The organism is Streptomyces sp. NPDC059582, from assembly GCF_042735715.1.
Lineage (GTDB): Bacteria > Actinomycetota > Actinomycetes > Streptomycetales > Streptomycetaceae > Streptomyces.
This window is the reverse complement of the sequence record NZ_JBHWCC010000001.1, coordinates 81,815-104,537: the sequence shown is the minus strand read 5'-3', so window position 1 is coordinate 104,537 and position 22,723 is coordinate 81,815. Positions and strand designations below refer to the sequence as shown.

Genomic DNA, 22,723 nt, shown 5'->3' with positions numbered 1-22,723 from the left:
CCACGTCGGTCGCCGCCTCTCGCGCGTTCGCGCGGCCGGTCGCCGCCTCTCGCGCGTTCGCGCCGTCGTCACGCATCGCACGCGTCCGCGTGGGGGCGGTCACCGCACCTTGTGTATCCGCGTGATCGTCACCCCATCTCACGCATCCGTGTGATCTCGCTCGTCTGCTGGGCGATCACGTCGTCCGCCATCTCCTCGATCCGGACGTTGTTGCCCTGCGCCTTCACGTCCGTGGCCATGCTGATCGCGCCCTCGTGGTGGGTGATCATCAGGGTGAGGAACAGTTCGTCGAAGGCCTTGCCCCGGGCCGCGCGCAGCTTCGCCAGTTGGGCCTCGGTCGCCATGCCGGGCATCGCGGTGTGCTCGTGTCCGGCTGTGCCGCCGTCCTTGACGTAGGGCTTCAGCCAGCTCTCCATGACACTGATCTCCGGCCCCTGCGCGGCGGAGATCCGCTCGGCGAGCCGCTTGACGTTCGTCGACTCGGCGCGTCCGGGGACGAGTTCGGTCATCTCCAGGGCCTGGGTGTGGTGCTCGATCATCCGGTGGGCGTAGGCGATGTCCGCCGCGTTCGGGGTGTCGTCGTCGGCGCGCTGCTGCGCCGCGTCCGCGGCGGACAGGGTCCGGTTCGCCTCGCCCGGCGCACCCGGCACGATGACCGACGGCCCGTCCGCCCCGGCCGACCTGGGCTCGGCGGCCGAGCCCGAGTCGCAGCCCCCGAGCGCGAGTACGGCCAGCGCGGTCAGTGCGGCCGTGGTGAGGGACGTACGGGACGCGCGGCGGAAGAGCACAAGGACCTCCAGTGGCAGGCGGGTTGACGGGAGCCCGGCGATCATCCGGGCGTCGGTGACGAATTCCGGCGGGTTCGCGCACGCCAGGGCACATGACGTGGCATGGCGAACGCATTGCCCTCTGTTGATGTGAGCATGGTAAAGACGATACTTCGGTGGAGCATGAACCGTTCCTGTGTGAACGGCGGCTACGGCGACTAGGGAGGAAGCAGTGACCCTGTTGAACCATTCCCGGACGCGGCACAGACGACTCGGAATCGCCGCGGTGGCGACCGGACTCCTGGCCGCGCTGCTGACCGCGGCCCCGGCGGCCGCCACCCCCGACCCGGGGGACGGTCCGGCGGCGCGGACGGAACTGTCCGCGAACGCGCAGGCCCGGGCGGCGCGGGCGATCGCCGACGGTGAGATACCCGGCCAGGACGAGATCGTCCACTCCGCCAACATCGAACACCTCGCCAACGTCCCCAAGGAGGCCTTCACCGGCCTCAACTCGGACCTCGCCTTCCAGGGCAGGTACGCCTTCGCCGGCAACTACGACGGCTTCCGCATCTTCGACCTCCGCAACCCGAAGGCGCCCAGGACGGTCGCCCAGGTGCTCTGCCCCGGCTCGCAGAACGACGTCTCCGTCTCCGGCGACCTGCTGTTCCTGTCCACCGACTCCTCCCGCAGCGACAGCAGTTGCAACAGCACGACGCAGCCCGCGACCGAGAAGTCGTCGTGGGAGGGCATGAAGATCTTCGACATCAGCGACAAGACGAACCCGAAGTACGTCGCCGCCGTCGAGACCGCGTGCGGCTCGCACACCCACTCGCTGGTGCCGGAGCGCAGGAACGTCTTTATCTACGTCTCCTCGTACTCGCCGAGCGCCACCTACCCCGACTGCCAGCCGCCGCACGACGGCATCTCGGTCATCAAGGTGCCGCGCAACGCCCCCGAGAAGGCCGCGGTGGTGAGCTTCCCCGTCCTCTTCCCCGGCGACGGGCCGGACGGCGGCGGCAACCCGGGCTCGCCGACGAACCCCGGTGTCTCCAAGACGACCGGCTGCCACGACATCACCGTGCTGGCCGACAAGGACCTGGCCGCGGGCGCGTGCATGGGTGACGGCATCCTGTTCTCCATCAAGGACCCCGAGCACCCGAAGGTCATCGACCGGGTCCAGGACAACGTCAACTTCGCGTTCTGGCACTCGGCGACCTTCAACCAGAAGGCGAACAAGGTCGTGTTCACCGACGAACTCGGCGGCGGCGGCGCGGCCACCTGCAACGCGACCGTCGGTCCGGACCGCGGCGCCGACGGCATCTACGACATCGTCGGCAAGGGCGACCACCGCAAGCTCGTCTTCCGCGGCTACTACAAGATCCCCCGCCACCAGGCGGACTCCGAGAACTGCGTGGCCCACAACGGCTCGCTGATCCCGGTCAAGGGCAGGGACATCATGGTCCAGGCCTGGTACCAGGGCGGCGTCTCGGTCTGGGACTTCACCGACTCCGCCCGCCCCAAGGAGATCGCCTACTTCGAGCGCGGGCCGCTGTCCACCACGCTCGCCATCGGCGGTTCGTGGTCGGCGTACTACTACAACGGCTACATCTACTCGAACGACATCGCCAAGGGCTTCGACGTGCTGAAGCTGAGCGACCGTCGCACGGATCCGGCGAAGCGCGTCCGGCTGGACGAGCTCAACGTCCAGACGCAGCCGGACTACTTCGACTGACGACCGCTCGCTACCTCGACCGATCGGCCGGTGGCTGAGGCGACTCGTCGACCGGTCGTCGACGCGGCCGGCCGGCCGGTTGCGGATGGGGCTGATCCACGGCCTGCTGATGCGGCTGGTCGACCGGTTGCTGCTCCGTCGCGAAGAAGCGTGACAGATCCGTCTCGACCGTCCCGCCGGACGCCTCGGTGTCCGGCGGGACGCCCATGTCCCAGTCCAGTCCGTAGCGCTTGAACAGCTCGGCGCGCAGCGGGGTGATGGGCAGCGGCACGTTCGGCAGGACCATCGCGTAGACGGCGCCCATGAGCAGGGAGCGCAGCAGCGGGTAGTCGGCGTCCACGTCCTGCGAGCCGTGCCGGACCATGGTGTCCCGCAGCAGCTCGGCCAGCCGCTTCTGTTCCGGGCACTGCACGAAGCCCTCGGCCTGCAACAGTCCCGCCATGTGCTGGCGCATCAACACCGGCTGGTCCCGGGCCAGTCCCAGGACGGCGTCCACGGCGCGCGCCGTCCTCTCCCGGCCGTCCTCGGAGTGCGGCTCCCGCTCCAGTGCCTCCTCCAGCGTGCGGTGCATCAGCCGGTGCACGGCCGACTGCACCAACTGGCGCTTGCCGGGGAAGTAGTACGAGACCAGGCCCCGCGCGGAACCCGCCCGGTCGGCTATGTCGCCGAGTGTCGTCGCCTCGTACCCGCGCTCCCGGACGAGTTCGACGGCCGCCTGCAGCAGACGTTCCCGGGAACGCCGCCGCAATTCTTCATTGACCGAGGCGCTGCGCGGGGACATGCTGGAACTCCTGCGTTGACTGGTTGGCAGCCAACTATACTCAGCGCGTCCTGGCCGACCCCTGTGCGGGGTCCGGCCGGGCTGTCGTCCGCCTCGGGCGACGCGGGGGATCGTCCGAGGCGGACGCTTTCTCCGCACCGGTAGTTGCCTGAGGCGATTTGCTCGGGATTCGTATGTCCCGGGTGGCCGGCCCGGGGACGAGGTCAGCCCACCAGGTCCAGTACCGGACGCAGGCCGTCCGGACGCTCGGTCACCGGCAGATGGTCCACGAAGTGGACGCCGCAGCCCAGGGCCGCCGCACCGCCGTCCGCGTGGCGGTCGTCGCCCACCATGAGCGTGTCCCGCGGATCGGCGCCGAGCAACTCGCAGGCGGCGCCGAACAGTCGTGGGTCCGGCTTCTGGACGCCGTGTTCGTACGACAGGGCGTAGGTGTCGACGTACGGGTCGAGGCCGTGCTCGCGGAACACCGGGCGAAGGTCCCAGCCGATGTTGCTCACCACCCCCACGCCGATCCCGCGCTCGCGCAGTGCCCGCAGTACCTCGGCGGCGTCCGGATACGGCGCCCACGCGGCCGGAACCATGTGCCGGTCGTACAGCGCGTCGTGCAACCCCGCCCCGGGCAGGGTGACTTGGCGGAACACGCCGGTGTACGCGGCCCGGTGCAGCGCGGCGCTGACGTCCCTCGTCGCCCATGCCTCGGCGAGGTCCGCCGGGACGCACGGCGGAAGGTCCCCGCCGGGCAGCGCTCCGACCGCTTCGAGTGCCTGGACCGTCTTGGTCAACTCCGCTTCGGAAAGGGCGAGATCCTCCTCGGCGAGCACCGCGCGCAGCCAGGACTCGGTGGACTCGGCGCGGAAGAGGGTTCCGGAGAAGTCGAACAGTACGGCGGCCATGCCCGGACCCTACCGGGGCCGCATCCTGGCGGGGGCGCCGGCGGCGGTGGCCGGTTCAGGGGCGCGGTCAGCGGTGTGCCGGAGGCCGTGCCGGCCGGTGCGGGCGCGTGCGCTCGTTCAGCGCGGGTGTGCAGGGCCGTCGTGCCACCGCTCGTACACCCACACCGCCAGCGCCACCACGAGCGCCCCGAGCAGCCAGCCGCCGACGACGTCCGACGCCCAGTGCACGCCCAGCCACACCCGGGTGAGGCCGACGCCGATCACACTGATCAGGGCCAGGGTGAGGGCCGTACGCCACAGGGCGCGCCCGGCGCCCCGCTCGTGGAGCAGCCACAGGAGGAGGCCGCAGACCACCGTGGCGGTCATGGCGTGTCCCGACGGAAAGGCCGCGTAGTGGGCGGAGACGACAGGGTCGGGCCACACGGGACGCGGCCGGTCCAGCGCCGCCTTGAGGGACTGCTGCACCGACACGCTCACCGCGCACGTGATCACCAGCCACGCGGCCGTCCACCACGCCGAGTGCCGCCACCCCAGCCACACCGCGACGGCCGCGGCCAGCAGACGCATCGTCAGCGGGTCCCACACCCAGTCACTCAGGACGCGCATCGTGTGCGTGAGACCGGGTGCGTCGATCGCCCAGCGGTGGGTGGTGCGGGCGATGTCGTCGTCGAGGGCGAGCAGCGGGGGCCATCGCGTCGCCACCAGCGTGCTCAGCAGCGCCGAGCACAGGGCCAGGACCAATGCCGTCCCGGCGGGGGTGACGCGGTGCTCCGGTGGTCGGGGCGGGGCGGGCGCGTGCGGGGTGGGCATGGAGAGATCCTCGCCGACCCGTGGGGCGCGGGGCCAACTCCGCGGCCTGGAGTGTCGGCCACGACCCGTCCGGCCGACGCGCGTACCGAGTCCGCGTGTCCGCGATCGGACCGGCCCTAGCCCAGCACTCGCAGTGCGGGTACGAACGTCACCAGGACCGGGACCACCGGTATCAGCGCGGCCGCCGCCGTCAGGCGCAGTCGGTGGATCGCGGTGAGCCGGTCCGGGGGAGTCAGGAGTCGGTCGACCCGTTGCGGGACGTGGGCCTGCGGGGTCGGTGAGGGGCCGAACACGCCCCGGTCCTCGTTGAGGTCGACCAGGGCGAGGGCGGTCGTCAGCCGGCCGAAGCGGCGCGAGGCCATGTCGTCGGCGGCAAGTTCGACCAGCCGGTGCATCTCGGCGCGGAAGGCGGCGAACACCGGCACCTGCGGAAACCCCTCGGCCAACGCGGCCGAGCAGTGCAGCAGCCAGTCGTGCCGGGCCTGCGCATGGCCCTGCTCGTGGGCCAGCAGGGCGTCCAGCCGGCGCCCCTTGAGCCGGCGCAGCGCGGCCGTGGTGACGACGAGCCGGGGTGCCGCGCCGGGCAGCCACCACGCCTCGGGCCGCTCGCCCTCCAATACCACCAGCCGCTCGCCCGTCGTCTCCTCACCGGGCAACAGCGGGGCGCGTACGAGGAGTTCGGCCTTGCGGTGGCGTCGCCGCAGGCGGGCCCGCGAGACCTCGCGGACCAGCATCGCGGCGCTCCACAGCCCGCCGCACGCCAGCACCACCGCGGTCGCGGCCGCCCAGTGGCCCGCCGCGCCGAGCGCGTACGCCTCCACCACCGCGCGGGGCGCGGACCCGAAGACATGACCCCGCACCGCCTGCCAGGCCGCCGCGGCACTGAGCGTCATCGACAGCGCGCAGCACAGCAGGACGGCCGCCACCACGCACTGCCACACCCACAGGGCGACCACCGGTTCTCGGTCCGCCCAGTCCGCGCGGGCGAGCAGCCGGGGGGCGAGGACGGCGGTCAGGGCGCCGAGCAGCAACAGTGCCGCGGGGACCATCATGGGAGCACCCTATGAGCGCCGTGCGGTCAGGGGTACGGGATGCGACGGCAAAGTGACGCAGGCAACGATCTCAGAGGGTCAGCAGCATCGCGACCATCCCGATCCCCATCGACAGCCGGCAGGCCCGGGCCAGCTCCGGCCGGTCGCCCCACCTCCCGGTCGTGGTGCCGGCCCCGGCGGGCAGCAGCCGGGCCCCCGAGAGGAGCACGTAGCCCGCGAAGTAGAGCAGCAGCGCACCCGTCACCAGCGGGAGTCCGGACCCGCCGGTTCCGTGGTGGTGCCCGGGGGAGGCCGCCATCGCGACCGCCATGTAGACCATGGCCGATGTCCCCACCAGGTGGTGGAGATGGTGTGCGTCGGCCCGTGCCGCCCACAGGGCGTGCAGGGCCGCCGCGCCGAAGACCACCGCGTAGCCGGGCCAGGCCCACGACGGCGGGGTGAACACCGTCGCGGGTACGGCCATCGCGGCCATGCCGAAGCCCATGAGCGCCTCACCGCCCGCGGCCCGGCGCTGTTCCTCGACCCTGCTGCGCATCCGCAGCAGGCAGTAGGCCCCGGTCGCCGCGCACAGCGCGACCAGCAGCCAACCGGGCGAAGCCGGTCCGTGCACACGTGCCTCCCCGCTCGTACGGCTCGGACGTCCGGACGGTCGGGCGGCTCCCGAGCCGGTTCCGACGGTCGGTCAAGGGATGCCCGGGTCACGCGGAGCTCAAGCGAGCGCAAGGTTGTACACGGGGAGCACTCGGCGGAGCACAGCAGGTCACCGGTGAGGCGGCCGGTCGTAAAAAAAATCCTTTACGAATAAAACACCTGCTAATCTTGTGGGTATGAGCAGTGCGACCCCCACCTCCGCCACCGCACGCGTCCGGCGTCTCCCGCTGGCCGGTGTGCTGCGACTCGGCCGGCCCTCGGACATCTGGTTCAAGCCCGCCCTGAGCGTGGTCGCCGCGGTCGCCCCGCCCAACCTGATCCTGCTCGCGCTCGGCCGGCTCGACCTGGCCATGTACACGATGGCCGGATCCCTGTGCGCGCTGTACGCCCACAACCGCCCCTACGCCGCCCGGGCCCGCGTCCTGGCCCGGGTGGTGCTCGGCATGACCGGCGGCCTCGCCGTCGCCCTGGTCACCGCCGCGCTGACCACGAACGCCGTCGTCCTCGTCTCCGTCGGCGCGCTCCTGGCCGCCGTACAGAAGGCCCTGTGCGACGCCACCCGGGTCGGCCCGCCGGGCAACGTGGTCCTCAGCTTCATCAGCTCCGCCTCCCTCTTCGTCCCGGGCACCCTCGGCCAGGTGCCCGGCCATCTCGCCCTGGCCCTCGCGGCGGGCGCCTGGGCCTGGCTCGTGGGCATGGCCCCCGGACTCCTCCGCCCGCACGGCCCGGAGCGCCGCGCCACCGCGCGGGCCCTCGACGCCGCCGCCGCGTACGCCGCGACCGGCGGCACCGGCACCGCTCACGTCAAGGCCCGGGCCGCGACGGCGGCGGCCGTGCACGCCGCCTGGCAGTCACTGCTCGCCGCCGGAGCCCGCTCCGAGACCCGGCGCGCGCTCGAACGGCTCGTGGTCCGCGCCGAGGTCGCGCTCGCCGCACCCGGCGACACCGACCCCGAGCCGCTGCGCGACTGGGCCCGCTCCCTGCGCGGGCGCGGCCCCGTACCGCGGGCCGACGACCCGGCCGGAGCCGTCGACGAGATCCTCGGCGTCGACGCCGAACTCGCCTCAGGGACCCAGTCGTTGTGGACCAGGCTCGGCCCGCTGACCCCGCTCGCCGTACGCACCGCCGTCGGCTGCGCCCTCGCCGGATACGCCTCCCTCGCCCTCGGTGTCGGCCGCCCGTACTGGGCCCTGGTCACCGCGGCCTCCCTCTACCAGGCCAACCTCACCCTCACCTGGTGCCGGGGTGTCCAGCGCGTCGTCGGCAACCTCGTCGGCGTCCTCGTCTTCGCCGCGCTCGTCCCGCTGGCCCACCTCCACCAGGCGGTGCTGGTGCTGTGCTGCGTCGCCCTCAACTTCGGCGCGGAGGCACTGATCGGCCGGAACTACTGGCTCGGCAGCATCTGTGTGACCCCGATGGCGCTGCTCATCACGGAGTTCGCCCGGTTCCAGGACTCCGGCGAGCTGATCACCGAGCGGGTCCTGGACACCGTGGTCGGCGCGCTGGTCGGATTCGTCGCCGCGGTCGCCGTCACCGACCGGCGCTCGGGAGACCGCCTCCAACAGGCGCTGACCGCCGCCGAACGTGCCCGCGAACACACCGCCCGGCTGCTCGCCGAGCCGCACTCCGTCCCCGGCGCCCTGGAGTCCGCCCGCCGCGCCCTGGCCGGCGCTCTGGTGGACCTGCGTGCCACCGCGGACGCCGCGGCCGGCGAGTGGCGGCAGCGCGCACTGCCCCAGGAGCGGGTCGTGTTCGCCGAGCAGGCCGGACACCGTACGCTCGCGGCGACGGTCCGGCGCCAGGGACTGCTCCTGGACGGGCGCACGAGCGGCAGAGCGGAGGACGTACGGCCATGACGCCGACGCAGGGACGACCGACGGACGGGCCCGGCACGACCGAAGGCGATGTCATGGGGGCATCGCACGGGGACACCGTCGCAGCCGTCGTGGGGCAGTGGCGGACCGTGCACCCCGAGCTCGACACCGGGCCCATGGAGATCATCGGCCGGGTCAACCGCTGCGCGGCCCTGCTCCAGCAGGCCGAGGACGCTCCGCTGCGCCGGGCCGGGCTGAGCCGCCCCGAGTTCGACCTGCTCGGCGCGCTGCGCCGCACCGGGCACGAGCTGACCCCGAGCGAGCTGGCCCGCGAGACCTTCTCCTCCGGCGCCGCCGTGACCAAACGCCTCAAGCAGCTGACCGAGCGCGGCTTGGTGGAGCGCCGCGGCGACACCCGGGACCGGCGGGTCGCCCATGTCCGCCTCACGGACAGCGGCCGCGCCCTCGTCGACGTGATCCTGCCCGAACAACTCGCCTACGAGTCCGCCGTGCTGGAGGTGCTGGATCCGCCGAGTCAGGGCGAACTCGCGACACTGCTCGCCGAGTTGCTGGGCCGGCTGGAGGGCCGGATGGGGGCGCTGCGCGCCTGACGGCCGCCTCGACCTGTCCCCGCGCGACGACCAGGTCACCGCACCCGCGTTCCACGACGCCGAGTACGCGGCCCGGGCGGTGGTGACCGCTCAGCCACGCCGAGCGCGGCGCCTCGGCCCCCGGCGCCGCCGCCCCGCCAGGGGAGGCACCGTCACCTTCCGGGTGCCCGGTGATCGAGACCGGGTGACGTTGGCACCGCTCGTCCGACGCCGGGGCCTCCGGGGTGCCCCGGGCCGCTCAGGACGGCGGGGCCGCCGGGTTCCCCAGGGCGGCTCAGCCCTCCGCGCCCGCCAGGTGGACGCCGAAGACCGCGCCCTGCGGATCCCGCAGCACCGCGATCCGCGGTCCCTCGGGCACGGAGGTGGGTTCCATGAGGACGGTGCCGCCCGCGGCCGTCGCCGTGGCCGCCGTCGCGTCCACGTCCCGCACCGCGAAGTACGGCAGCCAGTGCGGCGGCACCTCGGGCGGGAACTTGTCGTCCATCGTGATCATTCCGCCGAAGTCGGCGCCGTCGAGACCCCACTGCGTGTAGTGCTCGGAGGCGTTCACGCTCCAGCCGAACACCGTGGTGTAGAAGTTCTCGGCCCTCTCCGGGGAGCGGGTCAGCAGTTCCACCCAGCCGAGCGCGCCGGGCTCGTTGAACAGCCCCGCTCCGGGGAAGGCCCGCGCCTGCCACAGCTGGAAGGGCGCGCCGCCCGGGTCGAGGGCCACCGTGAAGCGGCCCGCGTCCAGCACGTCCATGGGCCCGACCAGGACCTTTCCGCCGGCCTCCACCACCAGCCGCGCGGCGACGTCCGCGTCCGTCACGGCGAACGACACGTTCCACGCGACGGGCTGCGACTCCTGGTAGAGGGGTGACAGGGCGGCGACCGCCCTGTCACCGAGGTGCGCCACCGTGTAGCAGCCCGCCTCCTGCCGCGGATCCGTCTCCGGCCGCCAGCCGAACACCTCGGCGTAGAACCGCTTCGCGCCCTCCAGGTCGCTGGTCCCCAGTTCGGTCCAGCAGGGCCCGCCGGGCACCGGCTTGTCGAGCTTCATGGTGTTCCTTCCGAAGGGAGACCCCTCCAGCACGCTAGCCCCGGCCCCGCACGGCGGCCATCCGGACCTGGCCTCCCCGGACAGCACACCTAGTGCCGCAGCAGGCGACGTGCGCCCCGTCGCGACGCCCGGCACGCCCTCCCGCCGCACCGGCCGAAAGCCCGCGTGCGACCAGTACGAGGACGTCCGGCCGGCCCGCCGGGAGCGCGCACCGGACGCCGCTCCTTCACGGGCGAACGTCGCCTGCCACGGACTAGATGCCCGGCCGGTACCGCAGCGGATGGTCGGCCGGCACCTCCACCAGCACGATCCGGGTACCGTCCGGATCCGCGATCCACATCTCGACCAGCCCCCACGGTTCCCGCACCGGCGGACGTACGATCCCGACGCCCCGGGCCAGCAGCTCGTCGTGCGCCGCGGCCACGTCCGCGACCTGGAGCCACAGCCGCGGCGGCGGCGACGCCGGGGTGTCCGACCGCCCGGAGAGCTCCAGGAAGCCGCCACCGAGGAAGTAGACGGTGCCGCGCTCCGGGCCCGTACCGAACTCGCGGTAGACGGCGAGGCCCAACTGCTCGCCGTAGAAGGCCCGGGAGCGTTCGGGGTCGGTGGGGCTCAGGAGGGTCCGGCTGCTGAGTACTTGCACCATGCAACCGGAGCCTAGTGGCAGCGATACCCTCGTCCCTGCGAGCCGCGCCACAGATCGGAGACACCCGCCCATGGACACCGCCGCCGGACTGACCTTCCGCGACGCCACCGAGACCGACGTGGACGCGCTGGTCGCGCTCGTCGAGTCGGCGTACCGAGGCGACGCCAGCCGGGCCGGCTGGACCACCGAGGCGGACATCCTCGAAGGCCAGCGGACCGACCCGGAGGGCGTGCTGGAGGTCGTCAAGGCGCCCGACAGCCGGCTGCTGACGGTGGAGCGCGACGGCCGGATGGTCGCCTGCTGCCAGCTCGAGCACCGCGGCGACCACGCCTACTTCGGCATGTTCGCGGTCAGCCCCACCCAGCAGGGCGGCGGCCTCGGCAAGGCGGTCATCGCGGAGGCGGAGCGGCTGGCCCGTGAGACCTGGGGCGTCACGGAGATGCACATGACCGTCATCTCCGTGCGCGACGACCTCATCGCCTGGTACGAGCGCCGCGGCTACCGCCGTACGGGAAAGACCAGCCCGTTCCCTTACGGCGACGAGCGCTTCGGCGTCCCGCAGCGCGACGACCTGGAGTTCGAACTGCTGGTGAAGGAGCTCGCCTAGGACCTGTCCGGCCGCAGGCAGCGCCGGCCCGGCGGTCGTGCGGCGCCTGTCCGGCCGTCAGGCAGCGCGTGCCCCTCCCGCGGCGCCCGTCCGGCCCTCGGGCAGTGCCGTCGGGCCGGCGGACGGTCGGCCCCCGTCAGGCCGTGAAGCGGCCCGTGCGTTTGATGTCCGGATGGTCGGTGGTGGCACCGTCCAGTTGCAGGGCGCGTACGAGCCGCAGGTGGTCCTGTGTGTTCACCACCCAGCCGATGACCTTCAGGTTCGCCTCCCGCGCCTGCTCCACGATCTCCAGAGTGAGGCGGCGGATGTTGAGGCAGACGGTCGAGGCTCCGACGTCGACGGCCCGGCGCACGATGTCGGTGCCGTAGCGGCCGCCGATGAGCGCGGTCCGTACGCCCGGGACCAGACGGGAGATCTCCGCGATCGCCTCGTCGTGGAACGAGGACACCTCCACGCGTCCCAGCAGGTCCCGTCCGGTCATCACCTCGGCCAGCGCCCGGGCCGCAGCCACGTCCTTGATCTCGGCCTGGAGGGGTGACCGCACCGCGTCCAGGACCTCCTCGAAGACCGGGATCCGCTCACCGAGACCCGCGTCCAGAGCGCGCAGTTCGGCGAGGGTCTTCTCGGCGATCGGGCCTGAGCCGTCGGTCGTGCGGTCCACGTCCGCGTCGTGCATGACGACGAGGGCACCGTCCTTGCTCAGGTGCAGATCGAGTTCGATGACGTCGAGGCCGGCCTGCTGGGCGGCGACGAAGGAACGGAGGGTGTTCTCGGGCTCGGCACCCATGACCCCGCGGTGACCGATGGTAAGGAAGTTCAAGGTTCAACTCGCTTCCGTCGACGGCGGCTCGGCGCGCGCGCGGACCTGGGCGGACCGGAGCGGACGGCATTGTCCACGCGACAGAGCCGCAGCCTAGTGGCCCGGCCCCGTGATGTACCCGCTCGTACACAGGGCATTGGTGTGGCACGCGGGTCGGAACCTGCGTGGAGCGCCGTGGGCGCTCACCCGGGCGTGGGCGAGTCCTTCGGCCGTTGACCCCGTGCGATGGCCGGATCTCGCCCTTCGGGCCCAGGTGTGCCCGGATCGGTAAGGGGTAGCGGAAGCGTGTGCCGTCCTCGTGTCCGACAGGAAAAAGTGCGGTGACCTATGGAGCGCGCAGGATAATTTCCCGAGTACCCCCTTGCTGGGAGAAACCTCGTATGTATACGGTCTTCATACGCGAGGTTCTCCCGTGGAGGATGGGACATGACGGAAATTCTTGTGCAGGTGGGTACGGAGGAGCGGGTTCCTCCCGTGAGCAGGGTGGTTGAGCACCCGGCGTGGCCCGTGCTCAAGGATGCCGTGGAGCAGATCCGGCCATGGCAGTCGAAGGACGGATCGATCGATTTCGACGCCGAGGGCGCCCCCGGCCAGACGGTCGTGGAACTCGCCGTCCGGCGTGTCGTCGACGCCGTCGAGGAGCTCTCGCCGCTGCTGCCGCACGACGTGGCGTACCACGAGGCGCTCGCCAAGGACCTGCGTCGCTGGGCGGACGGCGGCTTCCGGGTGCCGGACTTCCTCGACTCGCTGCTGGCCTTCCAGCCGGCCGCGCACCGCGAGGACGGCCTCCAGCACCTGGTCGTCTTCCCGATGTACACCCAGAACGGCAACCCCGACCGCAACCTCGAGGCCGTCGTGCTGCGCATGGTCTGGCCCGACTGGCTGGCCGAGCTGGAACGCACCCGCTACGACAACCCGCTCTTCTGCGGCATCACGTTCGAGGACTTCACGGCCGGCTACGACACCAACTCCGCCGTCCTCTTCCCCGAGACGATCGCCGTACGCGAGGCGCCCGAGCGCTTCAGCTGGGGCGGTATCTTCTGCGACCGCGAGGCCGCCCGCTTCCGCCGGGTCACCGACGCCGCCGTCGGCATACTCGGCTTGGAGCTGCCCGCGGACATCGCCGCGATGGTCCACGACCAGAAGCGCTCCGAGGAGGCCTTCGTCCTGTGGGACATGGTCCACGACCGCACCCACAGCCACGGCGACCTGCCCTTCGACCCGTTCATGATCAAGCAGCGCCAGCCGTTCTGGATGTACGGCCTGGAGGAGCTGCGCTGCGACCTCACCGCCTTCAAGGAGGCCGTGAAGCTGGAGGCCGACGGCGTCCCGCAGGCCCGTGACGTGCAGTACGCGGTGCTGTTCGACCGGATGTTCCGCTTCCCGGTCACCGGCGAGCGCGTGCGCAACTACGACGGCCTCGGCGGCCAGCTGCTCTTCGCCTACCTGCACAAGCACGACGTCGTCCGCTGGACCGACAACAAGCTGCACATCGACTGGCAGCGCGCCCCGCAGGTCACCAACCAGCTGTGCGCCGACATCGAGCAGCTGTACCGCGACGGCATCGACCGCCCGAAGCTGGTGCACTGGTTCGCCGGCTACGAGCTGGTCTCCACCTACCTCGCCCCGCACCCGGGGTCCAAGTGGGCCAAGGGTCCGGACGCCCTGGATCTGTCCCAGCCGCCGCGCCGGCTCGTGGACGACGTGCTTCCGGACGAGTTTCCGCTGAGCATGTTCTATGAGGCACTGTCCAAGAAGCTGAAGAACGTGATCGCCTCCACCAGGGGCATCACGGCGGACGGCGCCGACCGGGCCGCCGCGTGAGCGACCGCGATACCGAGAACACTGCTCAGGAGGCGCACATGGTGGGGAACGGGGTTCTCAGCGGAGCTGTGATCGCGGTGGCCGGAGCGGGCGGACCGGCCGGACGGGCCGCCATGGTCCGACTCGCCGACGCGGGTGCGACCGTCATCGGCGCGGACAACGACCCCGAGCGCCTGGCGGAGGCCGTGGACGAGGCCCGCTACGGGCACGGCGGGGCCACCGTCGTCGGTGAGACGGTCGACCTGCTCGACCTCGAGTCGACCCGTGACTGGGCCCTGCACGTCGAGAAGGACTTCGGGCGCGTCGACGGCGTGGTCCACCTCGTCGGCGGCTGGCGCGGCAGCGAGACCTTCGCCAAGACGAATCTCCACGACTGGGACCTGCTGGAGATGCTGCTCATCCGTACCGTGCAGCACACCTCCCTCGCCTTCCACGAGGCGTTGCAGCGCAGCGAGCGCGGCCGGTACGTCCTGATCAGCGCGGCGGGCGCGAGCAACCCGACCGCGGGCAACGCCGCCTACGCCGCCGCCAAGGCCGCCGCCGAGGCGTGGACACTCGCGCTGGCCGACTACTTCCACAAGGCGGGGGGCGAGAGCGGGCCGACGTCCGCTGCTGCCATCCTGGTCGTGAAGGCACTGGTGCACGACGCGATGCGCGCCGAGCGACCCAACGCGAAGTTCGCGGGCTTCACGGACGTCAAGGACCTGGCCGAGGCCATCGTCGACGTCTGGAGCAAGCCCGCCGCCGAAGTGAACGGACAACGTCTGTGGCTGACCGAGAAGCCGTGAACCCTCCGAAGACCGACGCACGCCGCCATCACGACCCGGAGATCCGCGGTTTCGCCAGTGACAACTACGCCGGAGCCCACCCGGAGGTGATGGCCGCCCTGGCCGTGGCCAACGGCGGCCACCAGGTCGCGTACGGCGAGGACGACTACACCGAGAACCTCCAGCGGATCATCCGCAGCCACTTCGGGGCCTCGGCGGAGGCGTTCCCCGTCTTCAACGGAACCGGCGCGAACGTCGTCGCGCTCCAGGCGGTCACCGACCGCTGGGGAGCGGTGATCTGCGCCGAGAGCGCGCACATCAACGTCGACGAGGGCGGCGCCCCGGAGCGGATGGGCGGCCTGAAGCTGCTCACCGTGCCGACGCCGGACGGCAAGCTCACGCCCGAGCTGATCGACCGGCAGGCGTACGGCTGGGACGACGAGCACCGGGCGATGCCGCAGGTCGTGTCGATCACCCAGAGTACCGAGCTGGGCACCCTCTACACCCCCGACGAGATCCGCGCGATCTGCGACCACGCGCACGCGCACGGCATGCGGGTCCACCTGGACGGCTCCCGGATAGCCAACGCGGCCGCGTCGCTCGACGTGCCCATGCGGACGTTCACCAACGCGGTCGGCGTCGACATCCTGTCCCTGGGCGGGACGAAGAACGGCGCCCTGTTCGGCGAGGCGGTGGTCGTCCTCGCCCCGGACGCCGTCAGCCACATGAAGCACCTGCGCAAGCTGTCCATGCAGCTCGCGTCCAAGATGCGTTTCGTGTCGGTGCAGTTGGAGGCCCTGCTCGCCAAGGACCTGTGGCTGCGCAACGCCCGCCACGCCAACGAGATGGCCCAGCGGCTGGCCGAGGGCGTCCGCGCCGTGCACGGTGTGGAGATCCTTCACCCGGTGCAGGCCAACGGCGTCTTCGCCCGGCTGCCGCACGACGTGAGCGAGCGCCTCCAGAAGCGCTTCCGCTTCTACTTCTGGGACGAGGCGGCCGGCGACGTGCGCTGGATGTGCGCGTTCGACACGACCGAGGAGGACGTGGACGCGTTCGTCGCGGCCCTGAAGGAGGAGATGGCGCGCTAGCTCAGCACGCCATCTCGCATAGATATGCGATCATCTGGAAAGTCATTGACGCCCGGGTGGTCGCATTCCTATGCTCTGCCGTCATGGAGCTGATCCAGGAAACCCCCGACCTTGCCGCGTACTTGGCCGCCGACGAGGTCATCGATCATCACCATCCGCGCGTACGGGCGACAGTCGGCCGCCTCGCCCGCGCTGTCGCGGACCCGTATGGCTATGCGCGGGCCGCGTTCGAGTTCGTCCGCGACACCGTCCCGCACTCGCAGGATTCCGGCGATCCGCGGGTCACCTGGCGTGCCTCCGACGTCCTGGAGCAGGGCACCGGCATCTGCTACGCCAAGGCCCACGCGCTGGCCGCGCTGCTGCGGGCCGAGGGCATCCCGACGGCGCTCTGCTACCAGCGGCTGGCGGACGACGACGGCGGGTACGTGGTGCACGGACTGGTCGCCGTACGGTTCGGCGGGACCTGGCACCGGCAGGACCCGCGCGGCAACAAGCCGGGTGTGGACGCCCGGTTCTCCCTCCATGGCGAGCGCCTGGCCTTCACAGCCGATCGGGAGTCCAATGAGGTGGACTATCCGGTCCTGTACGCTGAACCCCACCCGGTCGTGCTGAGCGCCCTGCGGGCCGCCCCCGACCGGCCGCATCTCTGGAAGACGCTCCCCACCGCACTCTGAGGCAGGCGATGACCCTCTCCCTGACCGTGTCCGACGAGGTGCGCGCCCTCGCGCCCGGCTTCACGCCCCTCGCCGTCGAGGCCCACGGACTTCTCAACGGGCCCAGTACGGACGGCAGTGCGGCACTCCTCGACGACGCGGCCCGTCGGCTCGCCGCCCGGCTGGAGGGACGCGCGCCGCACGAGGACCCGCACATGGTCGCCTGGCGGGAGGTCTACACGGCGTTCGGGTCGAAGCCGTCCCGCACCCGCAACTCGGCGGAGGCGCTGGCCAGAAGGGCGCTATCGGAAGCGGGGCTGCCGCGTATCAACCTGCTCGTCGACCTCTACAACGCTGTCAGCGTCGCCCACCTCATCCCCGTCGGGGGCGAGGACATCGACCACGTCCAGGGCGGGATGCGCCTCGTGCGCGCCGTCGGTGACGAGGACTTCGTGACCGTCGCCGGCGGTGCGCAGGCCGTGGAACACCCCGACGCCGGCGAGGTGGTGTGGTGTGACGAGGCGGGGGTGACCTGCCGGCGCTGGAACTGGCGCCAGGGCCCGCGCACGCGGCTCACCGGGACGACGACCTCGGGCATCTTCCTGCTGGAGGGCATGGCCCCGATGCCGTTCCCCGGCGTGGAGGCCGCCGCGGCCGAACTCGTCGAACTGCTGGAGAAGTTCAGCCCGGGGGCGCGGATCGCCGTCCGTCGGGCGGGTGAGTGAGCACGGCCGTCCCGACGACGGCCGCCCCGCCGTATGGCGTACCCGGCAAGGAACTCGACCCCGCACCGCCCGAGCCCGTGGGACCCGGGCCGGCCGGGCCTCAGCGGGCCTCGGCCGCCTTGACCTCTTCCGGTGTCGGCGCCGTGCCGCCCAGGTGCGCCGGCATCCACCAGGTGTCCTCGGGGCCCTTGGGGCGTACCGGATAGGCGCGCTGGGCGGCCTCCAGCAGCTCCTGGACCCGCTCGCGCAGCCGACGGGTGATGGCGCCCGCGTACTGGTCGCGGGGAGCCTCCACCGGCTCGCCGACGCGGATGGTGATCGGGGTGTGGCTGCGCTTGAAGTTGCGCGGCTGGCCCTTGGTCCACAGCCGCTGCGTGCCCCACACCGCCATCGGGATCAGCGGGACGCCCGCCTCCTGAGCCAGCCGGGCGGCACCCGACTTGAAGCTCTTGAGGGTGAACGACTGTGAGATCGTGGCCTCCGGGAAGACCCCCACGATCTCACCGGACTTCAGCGAGTCCAGGGCGTGCGCGTACGCCGCGTCACCCTGCTTGCGGTCCACCGGAATGTGCTTCATGCCGCGCATCAACGGACCGGAGATCTTGTGCCGGAAGACCGCCTCCTTCGCCATGAAGCGAACGAGACGTTTCTGCGGGAGCGCGGCCAGACCGTCGAAGATGAAGTCCAGATAGCTGATGTGATTGCTCACCAGCACGGCGCCGCCCGAGCGCGGGATGTTCTCCGACCCCTTGCAGTCGATCTTGAGGTCCCACGCCTTGAACAGGGTGCGCGCGAGACCGACGACGGGACGGTAGACCAGTTCAGCCATGGACGGAGTGGACCCTTCCTTCTCTGTCTGGGAAGGGATCTCCCAGCGGCAAACTTACGCAGCCGTAGGTTTACGGCATCCCGCAGATCGTGCCCGAAGAACGGCCGGGGAGCCAGTCCTGGTGCCCGGGTCCGGCGAGATCCTCGTCACGTCGGCCGCATGATCCACCTGCGCTTTTAATCTGCCTTTACTACACGTGGATCGTGACGTGTCGGACGAGAAGGTACAACTCGCAAGCCGGGCGGTACCCCAACGGCGCGCGGAAGAAGGCGGCCTGTGGGTCTCCTCGACCTGCCGTACCCGCCTGGCCGCCGGCTCCCGGGAATCTTCGCGGCCGCACGGGTGCTGTGCGAAGGAGGACCGGATATGTGGAGTACGAGTGCCGCGTCGGCGGCGGGGTGAGGGAGTGTGCGTGCGCGGGCGTGACGACGAAAGGCGGCTCGGCGCCGACCGGTTGGGCGGTGAACTCGGTGAGCGTGCCACGCTCGTGCAGTTCTCCAGCGCCTTCTGCGCGCCCTGCCGGGCCACCCGACGGGTCCTCGACGAGGTCGCCCGACTGGTCCCGGGCGTGGCCCACGTCGAGATCGACGCGGAGGCCCACCTGGACCTCGTCCGTGAACTCGACATCCTCAAGACCCCGACCGTACTGGTCCTCGACGCGGCCGGTCGGGTCGTGCGGCGGGCCGCCGGCCAACCGCGCAAAGCGGACGTCATCGCGGCGCTCGGGGCGGCGGTCGCCGGGTGAGGCGGCGTACGGTGAGGCATCTCCCATATGCCGGGACGCACTTGACTGCGCGTACCACCTATCGTCAGCCTGACCGTATGCCTACGGAACTCCTTCTCTTCGGGCGGGTCCACGTCGACCTCGCCCGCACCGCGAGCGCGCGCTGTCCGGGCGGTTGAGCAGTCACGGCCCCGCTCGTCCCCGCCCGCAGAAGGACATCCCCATGAAGGCCATGCCCGGTGTCGGTACCCCCCGGATCGCCTCGCCCGACCTGCTGCGCTCCGTCTTCCGGCGGCACGCGGCGGGTGTGGCCGTGATCACCGCCCGCGGCGACGCCGGTCCGGTCGGCTTCACCGCCACCTCCCTCACCTCGGTCTCCGCCGAACCCCCGCTGCTCTCCTTCGGCATCAACACCGGCGCCTCCAGTTGGCCGGCGATATCCGCGGCCGCCCACGTCGGCGTGCACATACTCGGGGAGCACCAGCAGGAGCTGGCCGCCACCTTCGCGCGCAGCGGCGCCGACCGGTTCGGTCCCCCGACGACCTGGCGAGACGGGCCCGAAGGCATCCCCGTCCTCGACGACGTCTCCGCGTGGCTGGTGTGCCGGGTCGTCACCCGGGTGCCCGCGGGCGACCACCGCATCGTCCTGGGCGAGGTCGTCCTCGGTGATTCCACGGGGCCCGGCCGTCCGCTCGTCTATCACCAGGGCCGGTTCAACGCACTGCGTGACTGATCACGTGGGGGTGCCCCTGCGGAGCCGTCGAATTCCGATTACGCTGCGTTGCACAGGTCACAGTTCAAAGCGCTTGCTTAGCGGGAATGAACTGGGTGTACTGACGAGTAATATTTCGCTCGGAGCGCGGGCCGCTCCGACCGGGATCGGCCGCTTGGGGCGCCTATGCTGCCTGCAAGTAGGCAGCCGAAAAAGAGACGATGCAGTAGGAGAGCCGGCGTGAGCTTGAGGATCGTTGTCACTGTGAAGTACGTGCCCGACGCCACTGGCGACCGGCACTTCGCCGATGACCTGACCGTCGACCGGGACGACGTGGACGGTCTGCTCTCCGAGCTCGACGAGTACGCGGTCGAGCAGGCGCTGCAGATCTCCGAGAACTCGGACGACGACGTGGAGATCACCGTTCTGACGGTGGGCCCGGAGGACGCCAAGGACGCGCTGCGCAAGGCGCTGTCGATGGGCGCCGACAAGGCGATCCACGTCGAGGACGACGACCTGCACGGCACGGACGTCATCGGCACCTCCCTGGTGCTGGCCAAGGCCATCGAGAAGGCCGGCTTCGACCTGGTCATCTCCGGCATGGCCTCCACCGACGGCACCGCCGGTGTGGTCCCGGCGCTGCTGGCCGAGCGTCTGGGTGTCCCGCAGGTCACCCTGCTGTCCGAGGTGTCGGTCGAGGACGGCACCGTCAAGGGCCGCCGGGACGGAGACGCCGCCTCCGAGCAGCTCGAGGCCGCCCTGCCGGCCGTCGTGTCGGTCACCGACCAGTCGGGTGAGGCGCGTTACCCGTCCTTCAAGGGCATCATGGCGGCCAAGAAGAAGCCGGTGGAGGCCTGGGACCTGTCCGACCTGGAGATCGAGGCCGACGAGGTCGGTCTCGACGGTGCCTGGACGAAGGTCGACGCCGCGGCCGCGCGCCCCGCGCGCACCGCCGGCACGATCGTCAAGGACGAGGGCGAGGGCGGCAAGCAGCTCGCCGAGTTCCTCGCGGGCCAGAAGTTCATCTGAGGCCCGCAGTCGCTGACCGCCCCTCAACTCATCCACGCAGGAGAGCAATCCCATGGCTGAAGTCCTCGTCTACGTCGACCACGTGGACGGTGCCGTCCGCAAGCCCACCCTGGAGCTGCTGACGCTCGCCCGCCGCATCGGCGAGCCCGTCGCCGTCGCCCTGGGCGCCGGTGCCGAGAACACCGCCGCCGCGCTCGCCGAGCACGGCGCGGTGAAGGTCCTCACGCACGACGCCGCCGAGTACGCCGACTACCTCGTCGTACCGAAGGTGGAGGCGCTCCAGGCCGCCTACGAGGCCGTCTCCCCGGCCGCCGTCCTGGTGCCGTCCTCCGCCGAGGGCAAGGAGATCGCCGCCCGTCTGGCGCTGCGCATCGGTTCCGGCATCATCACCGACGCCGTCGACCTGGAGGCCGGCGACGAGGGCCCGGTGGCCACGCAGTCGGTGTTCGCCGCGTCCTTCACCACCAAGACCCGGGTCGCCACGGGCACCCCGGTCATCACGGTCAAGCCGAACTCGGCCGCCGTCGAGGCCGCCCCGGCCGCCGGCACGGTCGAGGCGCTGTCCGTCTCCTTCTCCGACAAGGCCACCGGCACCAAGGTCACCGGCCGCACGCCGCGTGAGTCGACGGGCCGCCCGGAGCTGACCGAGGCCGCGATCGTGGTCTCCGGCGGCCGTGGCGTGAACGGCGCCGAGAACTTCTCGATCATCGAGGCGCTCGCCGACTCGCTCGGTGCCGCCGTCGGCGCCTCGCGTGCCGCGGTGGACGCGGGCTGGTACCCGCACACCAACCAGGTCGGCCAGACCGGCAAGTCCGTCTCGCCGCAGCTGTACATCGCCAACGGCATCTCCGGCGCGATCCAGCACCGCGCCGGTATGCAGACCTCGAAGACGATCGTGGCCATCAACAAGGACCCCGAGGCCCCGATCTTCGACCTGGTCGACTACGGCGTCGTCGGCGATCTGTTCGACGTCGTCCCGCAGCTCACCGACGAGGTCAAGACCCGCAAGGGCTGATCACCGTCCGGCTGTACGAGGCCCTCGTGACCGCACCGGTCACGGGGGCCTCCGCCCGTTCCGGGCCGGGCCGGGCTCAGCCCAGGCTCAGCGAGGCCAGCACCGGCAGGTGGTCGCTCGGGTACTGGCCGTCGACCCAGAACGTGTCGACCGACGCCTGGTGGACCGTCACATCCGGTGTCGCCAGGATCCAGTCGATGCGGTCGCCGTCCGGCGTCAGCGCGCCGTACGCGTGGAACGTCCCGTAGGCGGGGCCGTTCCACCGCGCGGTGTCCCAGGTGTCGACGAGGCCGGCGCCCAGCAGGGTGTCGTAGGCCGTGCTGTCGTGGGCGACGGCGTTGAAGTCGCCGGTGAGCAGGACCGGCAGGGAGCGGCCGAGGGCGGTGACACGCTCGGCGATGAGCGCGGCGCCACGCGCGCGTGCGTACTCGCTCCGGTGGTCGAGGTGGGTGTTGAGCACGTGGAACTGCCGCCCCGCGGCCAGCAGGTCGCGGAAGCGGACCCGCGTGACCAGGCGCGGGTAGGCGGCGCCCCAGGTGTCGGAGCCGGGCACGTCGGGGGTGTCGGACAGCCGGAAGGTGGCGTGCTCGACCGGGGCGAGCCGACGGGTGTCGTAGAAGACGGCCACCGACTCCTCGCGGCCGCCTCCGGGGGTGCCGAGCCAGGCGTAGTGCGGCCCGAGGTCCGCACCGATGTCGCTCAACTGGGGGAGCTGTCCCTCCTGGGTGCCGATGATGTGCGGGGCCGCCTTGCCCAGCAGCGCGCGCATCACCGGGCGCCGGTCCGCCCAGCTGTTGGGCTCGCCGGTGCCGGCGACGCGGAGGTTGAAGGTCATGACGTCCAGCGGGGGGACGGGCGGCGGCTGCGGCACGGGCGCGGGGCTCTCGTCCTCGTCCCGCGCCTCGGAGGCCCGTACCGTCCCGAGCAGCGGCACGGCGGCCACGGCGGCCACGATGGTTCTCAGCCCCGCCCGCCGCGTGGGCCCTTTGGTGCTCGCCATGTGATCCCCTCCCCTTGGGAGTCAGGATGAAGGGGAGATCGCCTGTGCGGAAGAGGGGCGCAGGGGCGCGGTGATTCGCGAGGGGCCAGGCCATGGACAGGGTGTTGACCCGCGGCAAGAACGACGGATAGCTT

At 71.6% G+C, this 22,723-nt stretch carries 24 protein-coding genes; 13 read left to right on the top strand and 11 right to left on the bottom strand.

What is annotated here, in order from left to right:
* Nucleotides 1-128 precede the first annotated feature (128 nt).
* Nucleotides 129-788 (bottom strand): DUF305 domain-containing protein, encoded by a 660-nt coding sequence (locus ACFV0T_RS00500; RefSeq protein WP_385772828.1) that lies wholly within the window; start codon nt 786-788, stop codon nt 129-131.
* A 211-nt stretch (nt 789-999) separates the two neighbouring features.
* On the opposite strand from ACFV0T_RS00500, the gene ACFV0T_RS00495 reads away from it, so the two are divergent.
* Complete coding sequence (locus tag ACFV0T_RS00495; RefSeq protein ID WP_385772826.1) at nt 1,000-2,499, top strand: LVIVD repeat-containing protein; 1,500 nt, start codon at nt 1,000-1,002, stop codon at nt 2,497-2,499.
* Between the two features lie 10 nt (nt 2,500-2,509).
* Here the strand turns inward: ACFV0T_RS00495 and ACFV0T_RS00490 are convergent, their stop codons facing one another.
* The 5 genes from ACFV0T_RS00490 to ACFV0T_RS00470 all read right to left on the bottom strand — a co-directional run bounded on the left by ACFV0T_RS00490 (nt 2,510) and on the right by ACFV0T_RS00470 (nt 6,645).
* Nucleotides 2,510-3,280 carry a TetR/AcrR family transcriptional regulator gene (locus tag ACFV0T_RS00490; RefSeq protein ID WP_385772824.1) on the bottom strand — a complete coding sequence of 257 codons (771 nt, stop codon included), beginning with the start codon at nt 3,278-3,280 and terminating at the stop codon, nt 2,510-2,512.
* Nucleotides 3,281-3,483: 203 nt separating this feature from the next.
* Nucleotides 3,484-4,173 carry an HAD family hydrolase gene (locus ACFV0T_RS00485; protein WP_385772822.1) on the bottom strand — a complete coding sequence of 230 codons (690 nt, stop codon included), beginning with the start codon at nt 4,171-4,173 and terminating at the stop codon, nt 3,484-3,486.
* 117 nt (nt 4,174-4,290) lie between these two features.
* Nucleotides 4,291-4,983 carry a phosphatase PAP2 family protein gene (locus ACFV0T_RS00480; protein ID WP_385772820.1) on the bottom strand — a complete coding sequence of 231 codons (693 nt, stop codon included), beginning with the start codon at nt 4,981-4,983 and terminating at the stop codon, nt 4,291-4,293.
* 116 nt (nt 4,984-5,099) lie between these two features.
* On the bottom strand, nt 5,100-6,035 hold the full coding sequence (locus ACFV0T_RS00475) for a M56 family metallopeptidase (protein WP_385772818.1): 936 nt from the start codon (nt 6,033-6,035) through the stop codon (nt 5,100-5,102).
* A 70-nt stretch (nt 6,036-6,105) separates the two neighbouring features.
* Nucleotides 6,106-6,645, bottom strand: coding sequence for a DUF5134 domain-containing protein (locus tag ACFV0T_RS00470; RefSeq protein ID WP_385772816.1), 540 nt, complete (start codon nt 6,643-6,645; stop codon nt 6,106-6,108).
* A gap of 217 nt (nt 6,646-6,862) precedes the next feature.
* On the opposite strand from ACFV0T_RS00470, the gene ACFV0T_RS00465 reads away from it, so the two are divergent.
* Nucleotides 6,863-8,542: an FUSC family protein gene (locus ACFV0T_RS00465; protein WP_385772814.1), complete on the top strand. Its 1,680-nt coding sequence runs from the start codon at nt 6,863-6,865 to the stop codon at nt 8,540-8,542.
* Nucleotides 8,539-9,111, top strand: a complete 573-nt coding sequence (locus tag ACFV0T_RS00460; RefSeq protein WP_385772812.1) for a MarR family winged helix-turn-helix transcriptional regulator — start codon at nt 8,539-8,541, stop codon at nt 9,109-9,111. The genes ACFV0T_RS00465 and ACFV0T_RS00460 overlap by 4 nt, the downstream gene beginning before the upstream one ends.
* 274 nt (nt 9,112-9,385) lie before the next feature.
* Here the strand turns inward: ACFV0T_RS00460 and ACFV0T_RS00455 are convergent, their stop codons facing one another.
* Both ACFV0T_RS00455 and ACFV0T_RS00450 read right to left on the bottom strand, forming a co-directional pair.
* Nucleotides 9,386-10,150, bottom strand: coding sequence for a VOC family protein (locus tag ACFV0T_RS00455; RefSeq protein WP_385772810.1), 765 nt, complete (start codon nt 10,148-10,150; stop codon nt 9,386-9,388).
* 253 nt (nt 10,151-10,403) lie between these two features.
* On the bottom strand, nt 10,404-10,796 hold the full coding sequence (locus tag ACFV0T_RS00450) for a VOC family protein (protein ID WP_385772808.1): 393 nt from the start codon (nt 10,794-10,796) through the stop codon (nt 10,404-10,406).
* Nucleotides 10,797-10,866: 70 nt separating this feature from the next.
* Between ACFV0T_RS00450 and ACFV0T_RS00445 the strand changes: the two genes are divergently transcribed.
* The gene (locus ACFV0T_RS00445; RefSeq protein WP_385772806.1) at nt 10,867-11,403 is read left to right on the top strand and encodes a GNAT family N-acetyltransferase; all 537 of its coding nucleotides are present in this window, start codon (nt 10,867-10,869) and stop codon (nt 11,401-11,403) included.
* A 136-nt stretch (nt 11,404-11,539) separates the two neighbouring features.
* Here the strand turns inward: ACFV0T_RS00445 and ACFV0T_RS00440 are convergent, their stop codons facing one another.
* Nucleotides 11,540-12,223 carry a glycerophosphodiester phosphodiesterase gene (locus tag ACFV0T_RS00440; RefSeq protein WP_385772804.1) on the bottom strand — a complete coding sequence of 228 codons (684 nt, stop codon included), beginning with the start codon at nt 12,221-12,223 and terminating at the stop codon, nt 11,540-11,542.
* A 426-nt stretch (nt 12,224-12,649) separates the two neighbouring features.
* On the opposite strand from ACFV0T_RS00440, the gene ACFV0T_RS00435 reads away from it, so the two are divergent.
* From ACFV0T_RS00435 to ACFV0T_RS00415, 5 genes are all read left to right on the top strand, one after another.
* Nucleotides 12,650-14,047, top strand: a complete 1,398-nt coding sequence (locus ACFV0T_RS00435; protein ID WP_385772802.1) for a DUF6421 family protein — start codon at nt 12,650-12,652, stop codon at nt 14,045-14,047.
* A gap of 41 nt (nt 14,048-14,088) precedes the next feature.
* Entirely contained in the window at nt 14,089-14,835 is a 747-nt protein-coding gene (locus ACFV0T_RS00430) for an SDR family NAD(P)-dependent oxidoreductase (RefSeq protein ID WP_385773411.1), read from the top strand.
* Complete coding sequence (locus ACFV0T_RS00425) at nt 14,832-15,902, top strand: threonine aldolase family protein (RefSeq protein WP_385772800.1); 1,071 nt, start codon at nt 14,832-14,834, stop codon at nt 15,900-15,902. The genes ACFV0T_RS00430 and ACFV0T_RS00425 overlap by 4 nt, the downstream gene beginning before the upstream one ends.
* Before the next feature lie 83 nt (nt 15,903-15,985).
* Nucleotides 15,986-16,576, top strand: coding sequence for a transglutaminase domain-containing protein (locus ACFV0T_RS00420; protein ID WP_385772798.1), 591 nt, complete (start codon nt 15,986-15,988; stop codon nt 16,574-16,576).
* A gap of 8 nt (nt 16,577-16,584) precedes the next feature.
* Nucleotides 16,585-17,280, top strand: a complete 696-nt coding sequence (locus ACFV0T_RS00415) for a B3/4 domain-containing protein (RefSeq protein ID WP_385772796.1) — start codon at nt 16,585-16,587, stop codon at nt 17,278-17,280.
* Between the two features lie 100 nt (nt 17,281-17,380).
* Here the strand turns inward: ACFV0T_RS00415 and ACFV0T_RS00410 are convergent, their stop codons facing one another.
* Nucleotides 17,381-18,109: a lysophospholipid acyltransferase family protein gene (locus ACFV0T_RS00410; RefSeq protein ID WP_385772794.1), complete on the bottom strand. Its 729-nt coding sequence runs from the start codon at nt 18,107-18,109 to the stop codon at nt 17,381-17,383.
* A gap of 379 nt (nt 18,110-18,488) precedes the next feature.
* Between ACFV0T_RS00410 and ACFV0T_RS00405 the strand changes: the two genes are divergently transcribed.
* The 4 genes from ACFV0T_RS00405 to ACFV0T_RS00390 all read left to right on the top strand — a co-directional run bounded on the left by ACFV0T_RS00405 (nt 18,489) and on the right by ACFV0T_RS00390 (nt 21,589).
* Entirely contained in the window at nt 18,489-18,854 is a 366-nt protein-coding gene (locus ACFV0T_RS00405; protein WP_385772792.1) for a thioredoxin family protein, read from the top strand.
* 202 nt (nt 18,855-19,056) lie between these two features.
* Nucleotides 19,057-19,566, top strand: coding sequence for a flavin reductase family protein (locus tag ACFV0T_RS00400; RefSeq protein ID WP_385772790.1), 510 nt, complete (start codon nt 19,057-19,059; stop codon nt 19,564-19,566).
* Between the two features lie 219 nt (nt 19,567-19,785).
* Entirely contained in the window at nt 19,786-20,574 is a 789-nt protein-coding gene (locus ACFV0T_RS00395; RefSeq protein WP_385772788.1) for an electron transfer flavoprotein subunit beta/FixA family protein, read from the top strand.
* 52 nt (nt 20,575-20,626) lie between these two features.
* Entirely contained in the window at nt 20,627-21,589 is a 963-nt protein-coding gene (locus ACFV0T_RS00390; protein WP_385772786.1) for an electron transfer flavoprotein subunit alpha/FixB family protein, read from the top strand.
* Between the two features lie 76 nt (nt 21,590-21,665).
* On the opposite strand, the gene ACFV0T_RS00385 is transcribed toward ACFV0T_RS00390, so the two are convergent.
* Entirely contained in the window at nt 21,666-22,589 is a 924-nt protein-coding gene (locus ACFV0T_RS00385) for an endonuclease/exonuclease/phosphatase family protein (protein WP_385772784.1), read from the bottom strand.
* Between the last annotated feature and the right edge of the window lie 134 nt (nt 22,590-22,723).

Bases quoted from the DNA above. Each gene is read 5' to 3' on its own strand.
- ACFV0T_RS00490 (WP_385772824.1), bottom strand. From the start codon at position 3,280: ATGTCCCCGCGCAGCGCCTCGGTCAATGAAGAATTGCGGCGGCGTTCC.
- ACFV0T_RS00485 (WP_385772822.1), bottom strand. From the start codon at position 4,173: ATGGCCGCCGTACTGTTCGACTTCTCCGGAACCCTCTTCCGCGCCGAG.
- ACFV0T_RS00480 (WP_385772820.1), bottom strand. From the start codon at position 4,983: ATGCCCACCCCGCACGCGCCCGCCCCGCCCCGACCACCGGAGCACCGC.
- ACFV0T_RS00475 (WP_385772818.1), bottom strand. From the start codon at position 6,035: ATGATGGTCCCCGCGGCACTGTTGCTGCTCGGCGCCCTGACCGCCGTC.
- ACFV0T_RS00465 (WP_385772814.1), top strand. From the start codon at position 6,863: ATGAGCAGTGCGACCCCCACCTCCGCCACCGCACGCGTCCGGCGTCTC.
- ACFV0T_RS00460 (WP_385772812.1), top strand. From the start codon at position 8,539: ATGACGCCGACGCAGGGACGACCGACGGACGGGCCCGGCACGACCGAA.
- ACFV0T_RS00455 (WP_385772810.1), bottom strand. From the start codon at position 10,150: ATGAAGCTCGACAAGCCGGTGCCCGGCGGGCCCTGCTGGACCGAACTG.
- ACFV0T_RS00450 (WP_385772808.1), bottom strand. From the start codon at position 10,796: ATGGTGCAAGTACTCAGCAGCCGGACCCTCCTGAGCCCCACCGACCCC.
- ACFV0T_RS00445 (WP_385772806.1), top strand. From the start codon at position 10,867: ATGGACACCGCCGCCGGACTGACCTTCCGCGACGCCACCGAGACCGAC.
- ACFV0T_RS00435 (WP_385772802.1), top strand. From the start codon at position 12,650: ATGACGGAAATTCTTGTGCAGGTGGGTACGGAGGAGCGGGTTCCTCCC.
- ACFV0T_RS00420 (WP_385772798.1), top strand. From the start codon at position 15,986: ATGGAGCTGATCCAGGAAACCCCCGACCTTGCCGCGTACTTGGCCGCC.
- ACFV0T_RS00415 (WP_385772796.1), top strand. From the start codon at position 16,585: ATGACCCTCTCCCTGACCGTGTCCGACGAGGTGCGCGCCCTCGCGCCC.
- ACFV0T_RS00410 (WP_385772794.1), bottom strand. From the start codon at position 18,109: ATGGCTGAACTGGTCTACCGTCCCGTCGTCGGTCTCGCGCGCACCCTG.
- ACFV0T_RS00400 (WP_385772790.1), top strand. From the start codon at position 19,057: ATGAAGGCCATGCCCGGTGTCGGTACCCCCCGGATCGCCTCGCCCGAC.
- ACFV0T_RS00390 (WP_385772786.1), top strand. From the start codon at position 20,627: ATGGCTGAAGTCCTCGTCTACGTCGACCACGTGGACGGTGCCGTCCGC.
- ACFV0T_RS00385 (WP_385772784.1), bottom strand. From the start codon at position 22,589: ATGGCGAGCACCAAAGGGCCCACGCGGCGGGCGGGGCTGAGAACCATC.